The sequence below is a fragment of the Mycobacterium sp. genome (assembly GCF_032161845.1).
In the GTDB taxonomy this organism is placed as follows: Bacteria; Actinomycetota; Actinomycetes; order Mycobacteriales; family Mycobacteriaceae; genus Mycobacterium.
Window position 1 is genome coordinate 1 of record NZ_JAVRQA010000523.1, and the last position, 16,784, is coordinate 16,784.

Below are 16,784 nucleotides of genomic sequence, written 5' to 3' on the forward strand. Positions count from 1 at the left end.
TCCCTCGCGCGCCTCGTGCCAACGGCGATGTCGGCATCTTTGACCATGGTGGCTGTACCTCGGTCCTAAAAAGGCTGCAACCGGCAGCTTAGGCATGCTTTGAGCGTGCGACGTCTCAATTTGAGAATCCCGGTCGGCTTTGGAGGGGACGTTCGTCGAAAATTTTCGATTGTGACGCTCGTCTCAGACTGAGACGCCTGTGGGCCGTGCCACACGGTTACATCGGTGGCGCATCGTCCCCAGCCCGGCGGATGAAGGCCCATCTATCAGGAGGCTCACGTTGAGTAGACAAAGCCTGACCAAGGCGCACGCGAAGATCAGTGAACTGACGTGGGAGCCGACGTTCGCCACCCCGGCGACCCGGTTCGGTACCGACTACACGTTCGAGAAGGCCCCCAAGAAGGATCCGCTCAAGCAGATCATGCGGTCCTACTTCCCCATGGAGGAGGAGAAGGACAACCGGGTGTACGGCGCGATGGACGGCGCCATCCGCGGCAACATGTTCCGCCAGGTCCAGCAGCGCTGGCTCGAATGGCAGAAACTGTTCCTCTCGATTATCCCGTTCCCGGAGATCTCGGCCGCCAGGGCGATGCCGATGGCGATCGACGCGGTGCCCAACCCGGAGATTCACAACGGCCTTGCGGTGCAGATGATCGACGAGGTTCGGCACTCGACGATCCAGATGAACCTCAAGAAGCTGTACATGAACAACTACATCGACCCGGCCGGCTTCGACATGACCGAGAAGGCGTTCGCGAACAATTATGCGGGCACCATCGGCCGTCAGTTCGGTGAGGGGTTCATCACCGGGGACGCCATCACGGCGGCCAACATCTACCTGACTGTGGTCGCCGAAACCGCGTTCACCAACACGCTTTTCGTCGCCATGCCCGACGAGGCCGCGGCCAACGGCGACTACCTGCTGCCGACCGTGTTCCACTCGGTGCAGTCCGACGAGTCACGCCACATCTCCAACGGCTACTCGATCCTGCTGATGGCCCTGGCTGACGAACGCAACCGCCCGCTGCTGGAACGCGACTTGCGCTACGCCTGGTGGAACAACCACTGCGTGGTCGACGCGGCGATCGGCACCTTCATCGAGTACGGCACCAAGGACCGTCGCAAGGACCGCGAGAGCTACGCCGAGATGTGGCGGCGCTGGATCTACGACGACTACTACCGCAGTTACCTTCTGCCACTGGAGAAGTACGGCTTGACCATTCCGCACGACCTGGTCGAGGAGGCGTGGAAGCGCATCACCGAGAAGGGCTACGTGCACGAGGTGGCGCGATTCTTCGCCACCGGCTGGCCGGTCAACTACTGGCGCATCGACACGATGACCGACACGGACTTCGAGTGGTTCGAGGACAAGTACCCGGGCTGGTACTCCAAGTACGGCAAGTGGTGGGAAGCCTACAACCGCCTGGCGTACCCGGGCCGCAACAAGCCCATCGCCTTCGAGGAGGTCGGCTACCAGTACCCCCACCGCTGCTGGACCTGCATGGTGCCCGCGCTGATCCGCGAGGACATGATCGTCGACAAGGTCGACGGCCAGTGGAGGACGTACTGTTCGGAGACCTGCCACTGGACCGACGCGACGGCGTTCCGCGACGAGTACGAGGGCAGGCCAACCCCGAACATGGGGCGCCTCACCGGTTTCCGGGAATGGGAGACGCTTCATCACGGCAAGGATCTCGCCGACATCGTCAGCGACCTCGGGTACGTCCGCGATGACGGTAAGACACTCGTCGGGCAGCCGCATCTGAATCTGGATCCGTCGAAGATGTGGACTCTCGACGACGTTCGGGGCAACACCTTCAACAGCCCCAATGTGCTGCTCAATCAGATGTCCGATGACGAGCGCGACGCTCACATCGCGGCGTACCGCGCCGGCGGAGTTCCGGTCTAAGTACCAACGGCGGGTGGCACTGCGCCGACGCGGTGCCACCCGCCGTCATCACCCACCTCAGATCGTGGCCCAAGGAGGCACCGCCATGGCGGATTCGCACAAGATCAGCTTCGAGCCGGTCAACCTCGAAATGGAGGTCGGCGAGGACGAGAACATCCTCGACGCCGCCTTCCGCCAAGGCATCCACCTGATGCACGGCTGTCGTGAGGGCCGTTGTTCGGCCTGCAAGTCCTATGTGCTCGACGGCGAGATCCAGATGGAGAACTACTCGACGTTCGCCTGCAACGACTCTGAGGTCGACGACGGCTTCGTTCTGCTGTGCCGGTCACATGCGTTCAGCGACTGCACCATAGAGCTCCTCAACTTCGACGAGGACGAGCTCCTCGGTGGAATACCGATCCAGGACGTGCGCACCCGGGTGATCGCGGTCGAACCGATGACCCGCGACATCGTGTCGCTGCGGCTGGCACCCATCGAGCCAGCCATCTTCGAGTTCAAACCCGGCCAGTACGCCGACCTGCACATCCCGGGCACCGAGGAACACAGGTCGTTCTCGATGGCGACCACCCAGTCGTGCACTGACGAAGTCGAGTTCCTGATCAAGAAGTACCCCGGCGGCAAGTTCTCAGCCCTCCTGGACGGCCAGATCAGTGCCGGCGACGAGCTCGCGCTGACCGGACCTTACGGATCCTTCACCCTCAAGGAAGGACATGTGCTGCCGGTGGTCTGCATCGGCGGCGGCGCCGGGATGGCTCCCATCCTGTCGCTGCTGCGACACATGAACGAGAGCGAGAACACCCGGCCGGTCCGTTTCTACTACGGGGCGCGCACCGCCGCGGACCTGTTCTACCTCGACGAGATCCTGCAACTCGGAAAGGGTTTGAACGACTTCGAGTTCGTGGCCTGTCTGTCCGAGTCGGCCGACGGCTCGGTACCCGACTCGGTCACCGTCGAGGAGGGCATGGTCACCGATGTCGTCGCTCGCCACGAAGCGACCATCGGCAAGACCGAGGTGTACCTATGCGGACCGCCGCCGATGGTCGACGCCGCATTGATCTTCCTCGACAACAGTTCAGTGCCCAAGGACCAGGTCTTCTACGACAGCTTCACCAGCCCGCTATTCAGCTAGACCGCAACGGTTTCAGCTCAACCCGAGAGGATCACATGTCCACCCCCGAGAAAACCAAGGAACGCAGCTTCCCGAAGATCGAGTTCACCGACTCGGAGGCCGGCGCGCTCGTGTTTCCGAGCTCGAGGAGCCGCAGCTACTCGTACTTCAAGCCGGCCAAGCTGCGCGCGACGATGTACGAGGACGTCACGGTCGACGTCCAGCCCGACCCGGATCGCCACCTGACCCAGGGTTGGATCTACGGATTCGGCGACGGACCCGGGGGCTACCCGCAAGCGTGGACCACGGCGAAGTCGTCGAACTGGCACTCCTTCTTGGACCCGAACGAGGAGTGGAACCAGACGATCTTCCGCAACAACTCGGCGGTGGTTCGTCAGGTCGAACTCTGTCTGAAGAACGCGAAACGGGCCCGCGCCTACGACGGCTGGAACTCCTCTTGGTTGACGTTCCTCGAACGCAACGTCGGAGCCTGGATGCACGCCGAGAACGGCCTCGCGCTGCACGTCTTCACGTCCATCCAACGGTCCGGTCCGACGAACATGATCAACACGGCCGTAGCGGTCAACGCCGCACACAAGATGCGCTTCGCCCAGGACCTCGCGCTGTTCAACCTCGACCTGTCGGAGGCCTCTGAGAACTTCGACGGCGGTGCACACCGAGCGGCGTGGCAGGAGGCTCCGGAGTGGCAGCCCACCCGCGGAGTCGTCGAACAACTTACGGCCGTGGGGGATTGGTGCCAACTGCTGTTCGCCACCAACATCGTCTTCGAGCAGCTGATGGGTTCGCTGTTCCGCAGTGAACTGGTCATGCAGATCGCGGCCCGCAACGGTGACTACATCACCCCGACCATCGTCGGCACCGGAGAGCACGACTACGACCGTGACCTGAACTACACCCGCAACTTGTTCCGGCTACTGACGCGTGATCCGGAGCACGGTGAGACAAACAAGGCTCTGTTCGGGGACTGGTTGGGCATCTGGGTGCCTCGTTGCCTCGAGGCTGCGTATGCGCTGCAACCGATTTGGTCGACGCCCGCCGACAAACCGGTGACGTTCGCGTCGAGCCTCGACGCGGCGAAGGCGAAGTTCCGTTCCGTGCTCGAGAGCCTCGAGCTCGACATACCCGAGGAGTTGGACAAATGACCATGCAATTCGGAGCAGCGACCGAGTTCTCCAACATGTGCGGCGTCACCTTGATGAACACACCGATCGGACGGGTCGTCGCCGAGGTCATGGGTGCTAAGGACGGGGTGGAGCTCACCGAGTATCCGTCGATGATCCGGGTCGACGGTGTGCGCCTGCTGGACTTCGACTACGACGAACTCTCCGACGCCCTCGGCCAGGAGTTCGACGGGTCGATCTTCGAGGAGATCAGCTCGACGCACTACGGACGCATGGTCCATCTCGACGACAAGACGATCCTGTTTGCCAGCCCCGAGGACGCGGCCGAGTACATCGGCTTCGACCTCACCGCGCAGTAGTCGACCCAAGCAAATAGCCAAGAAGGCAGGAGATTTGAGATGTATCAGAAAGACGGACAAAAGTACTTCATCGTCGACGGGCACGTCGCCCTGTGGGACGCCCGGCCGGAGAACCAGCGCAACATCCACGGCAAGCAGTTCATCGACTGTTTCTACGACTACCACCGGAACCTATCGCCCGAGTCCGAGGTGTGGAGCTACGAGGACTACCTCTATCAGGGTGGCAAGCGACTGATGAAGGATCTCTTCGAAGACGGCTACGTCGACCACGCGATCTTCCAGCCGGCCCAGCTCGGCGAGTTCTACTACAAGGGCTTTGGTCAGACCGAGGAAGCGTTCGCGCTCACCGAACGGCACCCCGACAAACTGACCTACAACCACAACTTCGACCCACGCAACGGCGAGGCAGGCCTCGATCGACTCCGTGACGACGCCAAGCGGTTCGGACTGAAGGGCGTCAAGCTCTACACCGCCGAGTGGCACGGCGATTCTCGTGGGTACAAGCTCGACGAGGCGTGGTCACGGCGATACCTCGAAGAGTGCATCAAGCTGGGCATCAAGAACATTCACGTCCACAAGGGGCCCACGATCCGGCCGTTGGATCGGGACGCTTTCGACGTGGCCGATGTGGACAAGGTGGCCACCGACTACCTGGAGCTGAATTTCGTCGTCGAACACGTCGGGCTGCCCCGGTTGGAGGACTTCTGCTGGATCGCCACCCAGGAGTCCAACGTCTACGGTGGCCTGGCGGTGGCGATTCCCTTCATCCACACCCGGCCCCGCTACTTCGCGCAGATCATCGGTGAGTTGCTCTACTGGATCGGCGAGGACAAGATCCTGTTCTCCAGCGACTACGCGCTGTGGACACCCAAGTGGCTCATCGAGAAGTTCGTCGACTTCCAGATCCCCGAGGACATGCAAGGCGAATACGCCCCGATCACGGTCGAACAGAAGCGAAAGATCCTGGGACTCAACGCCGCCGCACTCTACGACATCGACGTCCCCGCTGAACTGCAACTCGCCGAGCCTGCCGGGCAGGGCGGCGTCGAGGTGGCCGCGGGGGCCAAGGAGAGCGTGTCGCTATGACCACCGCCGTGCTCTCCGCCGATGCCGAGATCCTCGATGCGCTGGCCACGGTCACCGATCCCGAGCTCGACGAGCCCATCACCGATCTCGGCTTCGTACGCTCGGTGTTCATCGACGATGACGGAGTCACCGTCCATCTGCGGCTGCCGACGGCGTTCTGCTCGCCGAACTTCGCCTATCTGATGGCCTCCGACGCCTTGGACGCACTGCGGGCGCTGGATGACATCGGGGAAGTCCGGGTGCTCCTCGATGATCACCACGACAGCGAGAAGATCAACTCCGGACTCGCGGCAGATGCAGGTTACCTGGGCACGTTCGGCGACGAGGCGGAGGAGAGCCTCGCCGAGTTGCGGGATGTGTTCTGGCGCAAAGCCCATGCTGCGACGATGGAGCGTGCGATCGGCGCGCTGCTGCGTCAGACACCGATGGACGTCGACCAGATCGGGCGTCTCACGCTGCGCGACCTGCCCGAAGGCAAGCCGAAGGCGGCGCTGTTGCGCCGCCGGTTCGCCATCGGTTTGAGCAACTGCCCGAACAGCAGGGTCCTGGTCGACGACGTGGGCAGGGCCATCGCGCCCGAGGCGGTCCCGCTGCGGTTGCGATTCGCCAAGTCGGTACGAATCTCGATGGAAGGCAACGCTCACTTCTGCCGCGGGCTGCTGGCCACCCGCTATGCCGACGACGAGCCCCAGAACGCCATTCCCGTCGTCACGAACATCAGAACCCGAAGGAGCATGCTGCGATGAAAGCCATCCAGGTGGTCGGATACCACCAGAACCTCGAGATGGCGGAGGTTCCCGTACCGACGCCCACCGGACCGTTCGACGTCGTCGTGAAGATCGGCGGTGCGGGGGTCTGCCGGACCGATCTGCACATCCTTGAAGGCCAGTGGGCGGAGAAGTCTGGGGTTCAGCTGCCGTACACGATCGGGCACGAGAACGCCGGGTGGGTGCAGGCCGTTGGATCTGCCGTCACGAACGTGGCCGAGGGCGACAAGGTGATCGTGCACCCGTTGATCACGTGCGGGCTGTGCCGCGCGTGCCGCTCGGGTGACGACGTGCACTGCGAGGCGAACCAATTCCCGGGCATCGACACCAACGGCGGGTACGCGGAGTACCTCAAGACCTCGGCGCGCAGCGTGGTGAAGATCGACGACTCGCTGGAGCCCTCGGACGTCGCCGCTCTGGCGGACGCCGGCCTCACCGCCTATCACGCCGCCGCCAAGGCCGCCCGCCGCCTGACACCGCGCGACCGTTGCGTGGTGATCGGTGCTGGTGGGCTGGGGCACATCGGGATTCAGGTGCTGAAGGCGTTGTCGCCGGCCGAGATCATCGTGGTGGACCGCAATCCCGAAGCGCTCAAGCTCGCCGAGTCGATCGGCGCCGACCACGGCGTCGTGGCCGACGGCACTCAGGTCGAGCAGGTGCTCGAACTCACCGGAGGTCATGGCGCCGAGACCGTGGTGGACTTCGTCGGCGAGGGCGGCGCCACCCGTGAGGGCATCGCCATGTTGCGCCGGGCCGGCGATTACCACGTCGTCGGCTACGGCGAGAACATCGACGTGCCGACCATCGACGTGATCTCCACCGAGATCAACTTCATTGGCAACCTGGTCGGTTCCTACAACGACCTGTGCGACCTGATGGCGCTCGCCGCCCGCGGCTCGGTCAACCTGCACACGCAGAAGTACGCGCTCGACGACTTCCAGTCCGCCATCACCGATCTCGACAACGGCAACGTCCGTGGCCGCGCGATCCTCGTCCCCTGACACTTCACCAAACAGCCTACCCGGAAGGAACTTACGACCATGGCCAAGGAATTGCGGTTCAACTCAGACGCTCGCGCTCGACTCGAACAGGGGGTCAACGCACTCGCCGATGCCGTCAAGGTGACACTCGGCCCCAAGGGCCGTAACGCCATCCTGGAGAAGCTGACCGGTCCCCCCACCATCACCAACGACGGTGTGACGATCGCCAGGGAAATTCAACTCCGTGACCCCTTCGCCAACATGGGCGCCCAGTTGGTCAAGGAAGTGGCGATGAAGACCAACGGGGTGGTCGGCGACGGCACCACCACGGCGACGGTTCTGGCCCAGGCGATGGTGCGGGAAGGGCTGCGGGCCGTGGACGCGGGCGCCAATCCGATGCGGGTGCGCCGCGGTATCGAACGTGCGGTGCCGGTCGTCGTCGAAGCATTGCGCGAGAACAGCGTTCAGGTCCAAGGCAGGGATCTCCACCGCGTCGCCTCACTGGCGGCTAGCGACGACGAGGCGATCGGCGACGTGATCTCTCGCGCCGTTGAACACGTCGGCCTCTCAGGGGTGGTCACCACCGATGAGAGCGAAACCCCTGGGCTGTCTGTCGCCGTCGTCGACGGCATCGAGTTCGACCACGGCTACATCTCCGGTTACATGGTCACCGATCATGACCGGATGGAGGCCGTGCTCGACAACCCGCTGATTCTGCTGACCAACAAGAAGATCAGCCAGGTCCAGGAAATCATGCCGACGTTGGAGGTGGCCAAGCGTGCAGACCGGCCGCTCGTGGTGATCGCCGAGGACGTCGACGGTGCGGCGCTGCAGCTGCTCGTCGGGGGCAACATGCACAAGACCATGCAATCGGTGGTGGTGCGCGCGCCCGGCTTTGGGCATCGGCGGGTCGCCGAACTGGAGGATCTCGCGGTGGCGCTCGGCGGACATGTGGTAGCCAAGGACACCGGCATCGAGCTCGCCGAGATCACCCGGGAACACCTCGGCTCTTGTGATCGGCTCACCGCCTCCGAGAACGACACCACCATCGTCGGTCCGCACGGGGAGCAGGCCCGCGTCGATGCTCGGGTCAGCCAGCTCGAAACTCAGCGCGAGAGGGCCAAGCTGGATGCCGATCAGGACATCCTCGATGTGCGGATCGCCCGCCTCACGGGCCGGGTCGCCGTGATCCGCGTCGGGGGTGCAACCAGTGTGGAGCTCAAGGAGCGCATGCTTCGGGTGGAGGATGCGCTCGCAGCGACACGCGCTGCCCTCGAAGCCGGCATCGTCTCCGGCGGCGGCACTGCACTGGCCCAGGCCCACCGTGCGTTGAGCATGCTCGAATTGGTCGGCGATGAAGCCATTGGTCGCGACGTGGTGCGCCGCGCGCTGGCTGAGCCGCTGCGGTGGATCGCGATCAACGCCGGGTTCGAAGGCGACGACGTGGTCGATGTCGTCGTCGACCTACCCCTCGGACATGGGTTCAATGCCCTGACCGGCGAATACGGCGACATGTTCGATGATGGCATCGTCGATCCGTTCAAGGTGACTCGCGCTGCATTGGAGAGTGCGGCGTCCATCGCCGCGCTGTTGATCACTACCGAAACCGCCGTGGTGGAGGAGATCATCGGTCAGCCCGGAGCGATCATGGCCCCAGGGTTCGGTGACCTCGCCGAAGGCATGATCCGGCCGTCGAACATCTACTGACCTCAACTGCGGCAATCAGATTGGAGCAATGGTGATATTCATCGTGGTCAAGTTCCAGGTTGACGAATCCCACCGTGACCGGTGGCCGTCATTGACCAGAGCCTTCACGGAGGCAACCCGGGCGGAACCGGGCAATCTCTGGTTCGAGTGGTCGCAAAGCCTCGACAATCGGGACGAGTACGTCCTCGTGGAGGCTTTTCGGAACGCCGAGGCCGGCGCCGCGCACGTCAACTCCGATCACTTCCACCAAGGCCTTGCCGCAATGCGGCCGGCACTGAAGGCAACCCCGCGGATCATTCACACCGAAATGGCGGGTGAGGATTGGTCTCTGATGGGGGAGCTCGAAATTGCTCACGCCTAGCGACACCGATCCTGTCAGCTAGCACCGGGCCAGCCACCACGAACGCCGCGAGAGTCGCGCCGCGATCATGGACCCTCGACGCCCATTGGTTAGCCCCCTGATGGACCGTGCCGGCGGCGCAGTGGGGGAGGTCATTCTGGGTTGGAGAAGATCGCTTGTTGGCCTTGCATTCCGGCTGTGACGGCGGCGACCTGGTTGGGTTTGCCGAGGATGCCGACCTGTAGGTCGGTCTCGAGCACCAGGACCGCCGCGCTGTTGTTACCGGTGCACGTCTCGTCGTAGAGCCGCTTCGCCGCGCGGATGGCATCTGGGTACTGCACCCTCGCTGCCAGAGACGATCCGGCCGGTGAACGTCAGTTCCTTCGCGATATCGCACGACGTAGACGCGGAAGCGCGGCTGAGCTCGAAGTATGGAACGCAACGGATCTCGAAAGATGGCGACCGGTTCGCTCAAAACCCAGAGGTCGCAGGTTCGAATCCTGTCCCCGCTACTAAATGGAACGGCCCTCGGAGATCCCTCCGGGGCCGTTTTCACGCCGCACTTGTGACCGGAGTTGTGAACGTCGCGTCTCGCGAACGGCGTCCGAGGCGGGATACAGCTTCGGCCCCAACAGGAACGACGCAGCCTACTCCGCAGCTTCGCGATCGTCCTTCTTGAGGACGTGGGCATAGGTCTCTAGGAAAAAGCCCACGTTGGCGTGCCCGATGCGGTCACTGGCCACCTTTCCGGCCCGCTTTCAGAGCCGCCGTGGCGTATGAGTGCCGCAGATCGTGGAATGTGATCCATGGCGTACGTCGCCAAGGCCCGCGGACGAGACGGCAATAGGGTCTACTACACCCGCGACGGCGCCGAGGCAGGGCACCACGCAAGCGCCCCCGTTGCGAAGGGCGGCGTCCACCAGCGGTGCCGTCTGACTAAATACTCAGGGGCGCATCACCTTTCGCAGCATCACTGCCAACGACGATCGGCCGCGCACCATGCACGTCGAAGTTCACCACGCCGAGCGTGACGAACCCGGGCGGGCAGACTCCCTCCGTGACATAGAGGGTTTGGCCCATGGCGTGCGAATGCCAGGCGGCCAATCGAGCGCCGGGGAGAAGCGCAGTCGCTAGCCGATACCGGCGCCGAACAGCAGGCCCAGGAGATAGGTCACTGCCGCGGCGCTGTAGCCAATGAGCAACTGCCGCACCGCCCGTCGCAGCGGCGGTCCACCGGACAACAAGCCGACGACGACACCCGTGGTCAGCAGCGCACCGCCCACCAAGACCGCCGCGAGGATCAGGGCGGTCAGGCCTTGGAGTCCGAACAAGTACGGCAACACCGGCACCAAGGCGCCACTAGCGAAGAAGCAGAAACTGGACACTGCGGCACCAATCCCTGTGCCGACCGCCTCTTGCCCCTCGGTGCTGGGCGCCCCGTCGTCGGGCTGCTGGGAGAAGTCCAACGTGCCAGCGGTGAGGACCGCCGTGGCGCGTGCCCTCGCCTCGGAGTCGCTCATGCCGCGGGCCCGGTAGACCAGTGCCAACTCGTTGGCGTCGACGTCGAGTTTCGGCAGCGCTGAGCCGGCCCTCGCATCGGGGGTGGACGCTAGCAGCAGTTCTCGCTGCGAGTTGACCGACACATATTCGCCAGCGCCCATCGACAGCGCGCCGGCGAGCAGTCCGGCCAGGCCGGTGACAAGCACCGCCTGGTGAGATACCCCGCTCGCGCTGACCCCCAGGACCAGGGACAGGTTGCTGACCAAGCCATCGTTGGCCCCGAACACGGCCGCCCGGAAGGTCCCTGACAATCGGTTGCGCCCCCGAGTGGCCAACGCGCGCACCACCTCTGCGTGCATATGCTCATCGGCGGCCATCGCGGCGGTGGCGTCGACGTCGGTGTCGTACGTCGAGCGGTCTTCGGCCCGCTGGGCAAGCGCCAACACGAACACCGATCCGACGTGCCGGGCAAGAAAGCCCAGCAATCGGGTGCGCAGCTGAGCGCGACGAGGTCTGCCGATCTGGTCGCCGAGCAGCGTGCGCCAATGCTGTTCGTGGCGTCCCTCAGCATCGGCCAGCGCCAGCAGAATCTCGCGCTCCTCCCCGGTGCGCCGGCCCGCCAAGTCCCGGTAGACCGCCGCTTCGGCCTGCTCATCGGCCAAGTACTGGCGCCAGCGGTGCAGATCAGAGGACGTCGGGCGCGCGTTCTCAGGCGGGACAGCGCCCTCGGGATCACGACCAAAAATGCTGCTGTCCATACCGACGAATCATTCACGACAACCGGGCCTGCGGCGACCAATCGGCTTGGGCGTTCGACTAAGTCCCAGCAGATCGAAGCTCACGATGGGAGGACGTTCCGCACTGATTGGCAACATCGGCGGGGCGGAACACCACAGTGCTGACCCATGAACGTCTGCCACGCGCCTGCACGTGTTCACCGAAGGCGCGCTGGCGGCCGCAACGGCTCCGCCAACCTCGAATTCCGCTCCAACCGAACGTCTGTCTGCCACCTCCAACATCATCGGCGACGCGAATATGACAAAGTGACCTACCGTCGCCGGGTCCGGGCCTAGACCTGAGGCTCGCCGTGCTGCTCGGGCGCCGGAGTCGTTCTTTGGCGGTTACTGCTGCGGCGGCCTGCGATGTTGGGCGCTACTGAGCGACCTTGGCGCTGGACTGCGCCAGAGGTTAGGCTACCCTAGATGTTCGTCCGAATGGCGGTCATGCCCGCCTTGGATACCGAGGAGAACGGTCGCCGTGTCACCCGCCCAGATCACCGTTCTAGGCCTGATCGCCGGAGCCACCATCTTCCTCGGCCTGCCGATCGGTCGACTGCGGGCACCGTCGCCGCAAGTCAACACGGCCCTCAACGCCGTCGCGACCGGCATCCTGATCTTCCTGGTCTGGGATGTCCTCACCCACGGATGGCAACCCATTGACGAGGCCCTTGGGCGCCGAGACTTCGGCGCAGCAGAGGTTGGCGGTCTGGTTCTGGCGGGCGGTATCGGGGTGGGGTTGCTCGGGCTGGTGTGGGTGGACCGACACGTCAACCGTGACCGCGCAGCGACGGTGCGGGGTCCGGGCGCTGCGACGCTGGCGGACGTGACGGGCGTGTCCTGGGCCGACGCCTCGGGTCGGCTGGCACTGATGATCGCGGTTGGCATCGGGCTTCACAACTTCGCCGAAGGACTGGCCATCGGCAACTCCGCCGCGGCAGGCGATCTCAGCCTGGCCGTGATGTTGGTAATCGGATTCGGCTTGCACAACGCGACCGAGGGCTTCGGCATCGTTGCACCGCTATCCGGCCGACGGCCCAGCTGGGGCTTCTTGACGTTGCTCGGGCTCATCGGCGGGGGCCCCACCCTGATCGGCACGTTGATCGGGCAACGATTCGTCAGCGACACCGTCTCCATCGGGTTCTTGGGATTGGCCGCTGGCAGCATCCTGTACGTCGTCATCGAACTCCTGGCCGTATCGCGCAAGGCCAACCTCAAGACCATCACCACATGGGGCATCTTCACCGGACTATTGCTCGGCTTCGCCACCGACGCCATCATCACCGCCGCCGGCGCCTGACTTCAGCCACTTGTGCACGTGGGGACGGGGGCATTTCGTCCAAGCTGCGGGCCGGGACACCCAGGATGAGCCCGGTGAACGAGTCCAGCGCATCGCGACCGACGTTGACGGCAGACGCTCCGCTGCGTGCCGTCGGCCCACTACGACCATCGCCGTGAGCGTCCGGCAAGTGTGCCCGAACTGGTGCACCCAACGTTCACACAGACGCGGGTCACCGTGCATCGGCTAGGGCGGGAGGCCCGTCGTGGTGAGGCAAGCGCGCCGGCCGGATGTATTGACGTGCACCGGATGCGAGCCGCATCACCTACCGCGCCCCGGTCAGCCTGGGTGCCTCGCGGGTGCTACCCACGACCGGGCAGCAGCATGAGGTAGTCGGGTCCCGGAGGGAGCGGCTGCGGGTTCAACGACACCGCAGTCCCGCGACCACCGAGGTTTCGGTCGGGCCCCGGCGGCAGCGGCTGAGGGTTCAAGGACACTGTGGCTCCCGGACTAGCGGCCCGACCCATGATCGGGTTGCTTGGGTTGACGGGGTACGCCGGGGTGGCGTCGGCGGTGCCGGCCGCGGCCAGACCGAACAATCCCGTGGCGATGCCGGTGAGTAGCAAGGCCCCGATGCGGCGTTGTGTCCTCTTCGTGCTGGTAAACGTGGTGGTGCCCATGACGTTCTCCTTGGGTGGGACGCCGCTCCGGTCGAGCGTCGTTCAGTGGTAAGAGCATCCGGACCCGCCAATTCGCACACTTTTCACATCCGGCGCTTTACCCGGGGCGCGTTCGTGCTCGCCGTCCAACGGCGATGGGCAGTCCTCACAAATGGTCGACTCGTTGCGATGTCGCCCCATCGACGGACGGCCCGGGAAGGGAATCTTTCAGAAAAGTGTGCGAACGGCGCCAGCTCACTGCTCATACCTATGCGAGCGGCCCGCCCGGGCCGCCACCGAAGGAGTCCGCCATGAACGTCCCCCGTGACAACAGTTCGGCCCCCTACCAAGCCGTGCCGGCAGCTCCGATCGGTGCCCTGGCTTGGTCGGCCGAGCAGGACGTCTCCTGGCTCCCCGCCGCGCCCACGATGAATTCGGCGGCCGCATCGTCTACCGGAAACCGTGGCTCGTGGGCCGCGGCCGCACTGTGCATGGTCAGCGCGGGTGCCGCACTAGGGGTGGTGCTGTTCGGGAGCGCCGGCTCACCTACGTCCCAGCCTGCGGCCACCCAGGCTGCCCCGGTGTTGACGCCAAGCACCGTCCAGGCTGTCGTCCCGCCCGCCGACGGGCCGGGTCTAAGCGAGATGGCCGCCGCGCCCGTGGTTCCCGTGCCGTCGCGGGTGCTCTTGCCGCCGGCGGCGAACGCTCCGGGCACGATCGCGGGCGCCGAAGTCCGGAACGGCGCGCCGTCCGCGCCGTCCGCCCCGTCCGCGCCGGCGGCTTCGGGCGGGGGTCTCACGGTGATAATCGGAGGCGACGCCGACGCGAAACAATCTCCTCCGGTCCCCGCCGCACCCCCAACGGTCCCGCCGGTTCCAGCGCAGGGTCTGCCCACGCCCACCAAGCCGGAAGTCACCGGCGCCAGCCCGGTGTATCAGATACCCGGCAAGCAAGCTACGCCCACCAAGCCGGATGTCACCGGCGCCAGCCCGGTGTATCAGATACCCGGCAAGCAAGCTACGCCCACCAAGCCGGATATCACTGGCGCTAGCCCGGTGTATGAGACGCCGGGATTGCTGGTCACCCTCGCTCCGACCGCCCCAAGCGTGTTTCCCGGTCTAGCCACCGGACTCGGACTACCGCCAACAAAGCCATAGCCAATGCCGGCCGGGTCCGTGCGGTCGGCGGGATCGTTGGCACCCGGGCCACGCCCAGGCCGGAGGTGTGCGACTGGTATTGCCTGTGCATCCCCGAGCGCGTTGACTCGTTCAGAGCACACCCGTGCCGATCCACCTCGGCACCGAGGATCGGATCGCTATGACCGCAGTACCCGACTGGAACACCGCGGGCCGATCGACCGTCACCGACGCGGATCTGGCTCGGGCTGCCACCACCGGTGACATGGGTGCGTTCGCCGGGATCTACGACCGTTACGCCGATCGTCTGCACGACTTCTGCATCGGCATGCTGCGCAATCGTGACGACGCAGCGGACTGCGTCCAGGACACCTTCTGCACCGCGGCAACCCAAATGTCCGGCTTGCGCGACCACGACAAGCTGCGCCCGTGGCTCTACGCGATTGCTCGCAATGAAGCGCTGCGCCGTATTCGGGATCGACGCCGCGAGGAACTCTCCGATGAGATACCCGACATGATGTCCACCGACGCGGGGCCCGATATCCTGGCCGCGCGCTCCGAGCTGGCCGACCTGCTCGCCGAAGCGGCTGGCGGGCTGTCTGACCGCGACCGCGCCGTGCTGGAGTTGTCCTATCGCCACGGCCTTCAGGGACCCGAACTCGCGGAAGCCCTCGGGGTCAGTCATACCAACGCCAACACAATGGTCTTACGGCTACGCGAGACCATCGGACGGTCCTTGGGTGCCCTGCTGGTTGCACGCGGCGCGCGTGCGAGTGCTGACAGCTGCCCGGGGTTGTGCGCCGTCCTCGCGGGGTGGGACGGAATCTTCACCCCTCTGATGCGCAAGCGCATCGCCCGCCATATCCAGTCCTGTCCTACCTGCGAACAGGACCGGCGCCGACAGGTCAACCCCGCGGCGTTGCTGGGTGGGTCGGCGGTTTTCGTTCCGGCACCGGCCTGGCTGCGTCAGCGCACCCTGCACGAAGTTGAGTTGACCTGTGCCAGCACCCCGCTGGTCGGCCCCACTGTCGGCGGTCTCGACGGTGCGGCGGACAGCGCGACCATGCAGAGAATGGCGCAGCCGGCCGACCACGCCAAGGCTTTGGGTGATGCCGCCGCCGACTCTGGGCAACACCCCGTCGAATTCGACGACGACGGTGTCAAGGTGGGCCGTCGGCTGGCGCTGTTGATGCTGCTGTTGATCGGTGTGCCACTGGTTGCGCTGGGATTGACGTTTGCGTGGGTGCACCACCACGACGAGTCCGTCATACCGGCCGATTCGAGCCGAACCGCGCCGACGTCCCCCAACTTCGACTCCGCGAGCGCAACATCGGCCTCGTCAATCCCCGCCACCACGCCACCAGCGCCGAGCGCCAGCAGCACGGTCGCCGTAGTCGCACCACCCTCGCTTACCGCGACGACCATGACACCGGTGCCGACTTCCCCTCCCAGTCATCACCCCGTGAGCGTAGACACTGCCCAAACCCCTTCTCCGTCAACCGTGTTCACGGTCGATCCCACTTACGGCACCACTACTGTTGCGACCGTCGATCCCAATGAAACCCACACGCCAGCTCCAACTTTCGTTCCCACACCCGTGCCGCACCTCTCGATTCCAATCCAGACCCCTCAGGTCCGCGTAATCCCTACCGTGGCACCGCCGCAGGACTCGTCTGCGCCCACCTTCGTCCCCACCGCGGTTCCCCACCGCACGATCCCGGGGCCCGTAACCACCCTTCCCCTTCGGTGATGGAGGTCGCCAATGATCAGGGGGCCTACAACACTCCGCCTTCGTGACGTGATGCCGATGGAGTGGTCATGCGAGCGGCCACCGCGGCGGCGACCCGGTCCCCATCGACGGCCCGCGGCTGGTAGGGGAGATGATCGACGGCCGGGGGGCGCGGCAGGCCGACACCTTCACGCCGGCGCCGTCGCTGGCGGTTGTCAGGATCCAGTCGTTTCCGCCATTGACGCTTCGCATGGAAGGGCCACCGCGGGCTGCGCTGCGCATACCGCCCTCTATGACGGACAGCATT

At 65.0% G+C, this 16,784-nt stretch carries 15 protein-coding genes; 11 read left to right on the plus strand and 4 right to left on the minus strand.

What is annotated here, in order from left to right:
- The first annotated feature begins 280 nt into the window (after positions 1-280).
- The 9 genes from QOD90_RS28750 (at position 281) to QOD90_RS28790 (ending at position 9,419) form a co-directional block, all read left to right on the plus strand.
- Positions 281-1,909 (plus strand): aromatic/alkene/methane monooxygenase hydroxylase/oxygenase subunit alpha, encoded by a 1,629-nt coding sequence (locus QOD90_RS28750; protein ID WP_526355524.1) that lies wholly within the window; start codon positions 281-283, stop codon positions 1,907-1,909.
- An 85-nt stretch (positions 1,910-1,994) separates the two neighbouring features.
- Entirely contained in the window at positions 1,995-3,038 is a 1,044-nt protein-coding gene (locus QOD90_RS28755) for a 2Fe-2S iron-sulfur cluster-binding protein (protein WP_526355526.1), read from the plus strand.
- A gap of 35 nt (positions 3,039-3,073) precedes the next feature.
- A complete protein-coding gene (locus tag QOD90_RS28760) occupies positions 3,074-4,180 on the plus strand; it encodes a ferritin family protein (RefSeq protein ID WP_526355528.1) in 1,107 nt (368 codons plus the stop codon).
- Positions 4,177-4,518 carry a propane 2-monooxygenase effector subunit MimD gene (mimD, locus tag QOD90_RS28765; protein WP_526355530.1) on the plus strand — a complete coding sequence of 114 codons (342 nt, stop codon included), beginning with the start codon at positions 4,177-4,179 and terminating at the stop codon, positions 4,516-4,518. Before QOD90_RS28760 ends, mimD begins: the two co-directional genes overlap by 4 nt.
- 39 nt (positions 4,519-4,557) lie before the next feature.
- The gene (locus QOD90_RS28770) at positions 4,558-5,604 is read left to right on the plus strand and encodes an amidohydrolase family protein (protein ID WP_526355532.1); all 1,047 of its coding nucleotides are present in this window, start codon (positions 4,558-4,560) and stop codon (positions 5,602-5,604) included.
- Entirely contained in the window at positions 5,601-6,350 is a 750-nt protein-coding gene (locus QOD90_RS28775) for a metal-sulfur cluster assembly factor (RefSeq protein ID WP_526355534.1), read from the plus strand. Before QOD90_RS28770 ends, QOD90_RS28775 begins: the two co-directional genes overlap by 4 nt.
- Complete coding sequence (locus QOD90_RS28780) at positions 6,347-7,372, plus strand: NAD(P)-dependent alcohol dehydrogenase (protein WP_526355536.1); 1,026 nt, start codon at positions 6,347-6,349, stop codon at positions 7,370-7,372. The genes QOD90_RS28775 and QOD90_RS28780 overlap by 4 nt, the downstream gene beginning before the upstream one ends.
- Positions 7,373-7,411: 39 nt before the next feature.
- Positions 7,412-9,058 (plus strand): chaperonin GroEL, encoded by a 1,647-nt coding sequence (groL, locus tag QOD90_RS28785; RefSeq protein WP_526355538.1) that lies wholly within the window; start codon positions 7,412-7,414, stop codon positions 9,056-9,058.
- Between the two features lie 31 nt (positions 9,059-9,089).
- Complete coding sequence (locus tag QOD90_RS28790; RefSeq protein WP_526355580.1) at positions 9,090-9,419, plus strand: putative quinol monooxygenase; 330 nt, start codon at positions 9,090-9,092, stop codon at positions 9,417-9,419.
- Positions 9,420-9,550: 131 nt separating this feature from the next.
- On the opposite strand, the gene QOD90_RS28795 is transcribed toward QOD90_RS28790, so the two are convergent.
- Together QOD90_RS28795 and QOD90_RS28800 are read right to left on the minus strand one after the other, a co-directional pair.
- The gene (locus QOD90_RS28795; RefSeq protein WP_526355540.1) at positions 9,551-9,739 is read right to left on the minus strand and encodes a hypothetical protein; all 189 of its coding nucleotides are present in this window, start codon (positions 9,737-9,739) and stop codon (positions 9,551-9,553) included.
- 789 nt (positions 9,740-10,528) lie between these two features.
- Positions 10,529-11,656 (minus strand): VIT1/CCC1 transporter family protein, encoded by a 1,128-nt coding sequence (locus QOD90_RS28800; protein ID WP_526355542.1) that lies wholly within the window; start codon positions 11,654-11,656, stop codon positions 10,529-10,531.
- 499 nt (positions 11,657-12,155) lie between these two features.
- Between QOD90_RS28800 and QOD90_RS28805 the strand changes: the two genes are divergently transcribed.
- Positions 12,156-12,974 (plus strand): ZIP family metal transporter, encoded by an 819-nt coding sequence (locus QOD90_RS28805; protein WP_526355544.1) that lies wholly within the window; start codon positions 12,156-12,158, stop codon positions 12,972-12,974.
- A gap of 341 nt (positions 12,975-13,315) precedes the next feature.
- On the opposite strand, the gene QOD90_RS28810 is transcribed toward QOD90_RS28805, so the two are convergent.
- Positions 13,316-13,633, minus strand: a complete 318-nt coding sequence (locus QOD90_RS28810) for a hypothetical protein (protein ID WP_526355546.1) — start codon at positions 13,631-13,633, stop codon at positions 13,316-13,318.
- A 322-nt stretch (positions 13,634-13,955) separates the two neighbouring features.
- Positions 13,956-14,411, minus strand: coding sequence for a hypothetical protein (locus QOD90_RS28815; protein WP_526355548.1), 456 nt, complete (start codon positions 14,409-14,411; stop codon positions 13,956-13,958).
- Between the two features lie 518 nt (positions 14,412-14,929).
- Between QOD90_RS28815 and QOD90_RS28820 the strand changes: the two genes are divergently transcribed.
- Positions 14,930-16,498, plus strand: coding sequence for an RNA polymerase sigma factor (locus QOD90_RS28820; protein ID WP_526355550.1), 1,569 nt, complete (start codon positions 14,930-14,932; stop codon positions 16,496-16,498).
- Positions 16,499-16,784 lie beyond the last annotated feature (286 nt).

Excerpts from the sequence above, each read along its gene's own strand:
- QOD90_RS28755 (WP_526355526.1), top strand. The coding sequence starts at position 1,995 with ATGGCGGATTCGCACAAGATCAGCTTCGAGCCGGTCAACCTCGAAATG.
- QOD90_RS28760 (WP_526355528.1), top strand. The coding sequence starts at position 3,074 with ATGTCCACCCCCGAGAAAACCAAGGAACGCAGCTTCCCGAAGATCGAG.
- mimD (WP_526355530.1), top strand. The coding sequence starts at position 4,177 with ATGACCATGCAATTCGGAGCAGCGACCGAGTTCTCCAACATGTGCGGC.
- QOD90_RS28770 (WP_526355532.1), top strand. The coding sequence starts at position 4,558 with ATGTATCAGAAAGACGGACAAAAGTACTTCATCGTCGACGGGCACGTC.
- QOD90_RS28775 (WP_526355534.1), top strand. The coding sequence starts at position 5,601 with ATGACCACCGCCGTGCTCTCCGCCGATGCCGAGATCCTCGATGCGCTG.
- QOD90_RS28780 (WP_526355536.1), top strand. The coding sequence starts at position 6,347 with ATGAAAGCCATCCAGGTGGTCGGATACCACCAGAACCTCGAGATGGCG.
- groL (WP_526355538.1), top strand. The coding sequence starts at position 7,412 with ATGGCCAAGGAATTGCGGTTCAACTCAGACGCTCGCGCTCGACTCGAA.
- QOD90_RS28800 (WP_526355542.1), bottom strand. The coding sequence starts at position 11,656 with ATGGACAGCAGCATTTTTGGTCGTGATCCCGAGGGCGCTGTCCCGCCT.
- QOD90_RS28810 (WP_526355546.1), bottom strand. The coding sequence starts at position 13,633 with ATGGGCACCACCACGTTTACCAGCACGAAGAGGACACAACGCCGCATC.
- QOD90_RS28820 (WP_526355550.1), top strand. The coding sequence starts at position 14,930 with ATGACCGCAGTACCCGACTGGAACACCGCGGGCCGATCGACCGTCACC.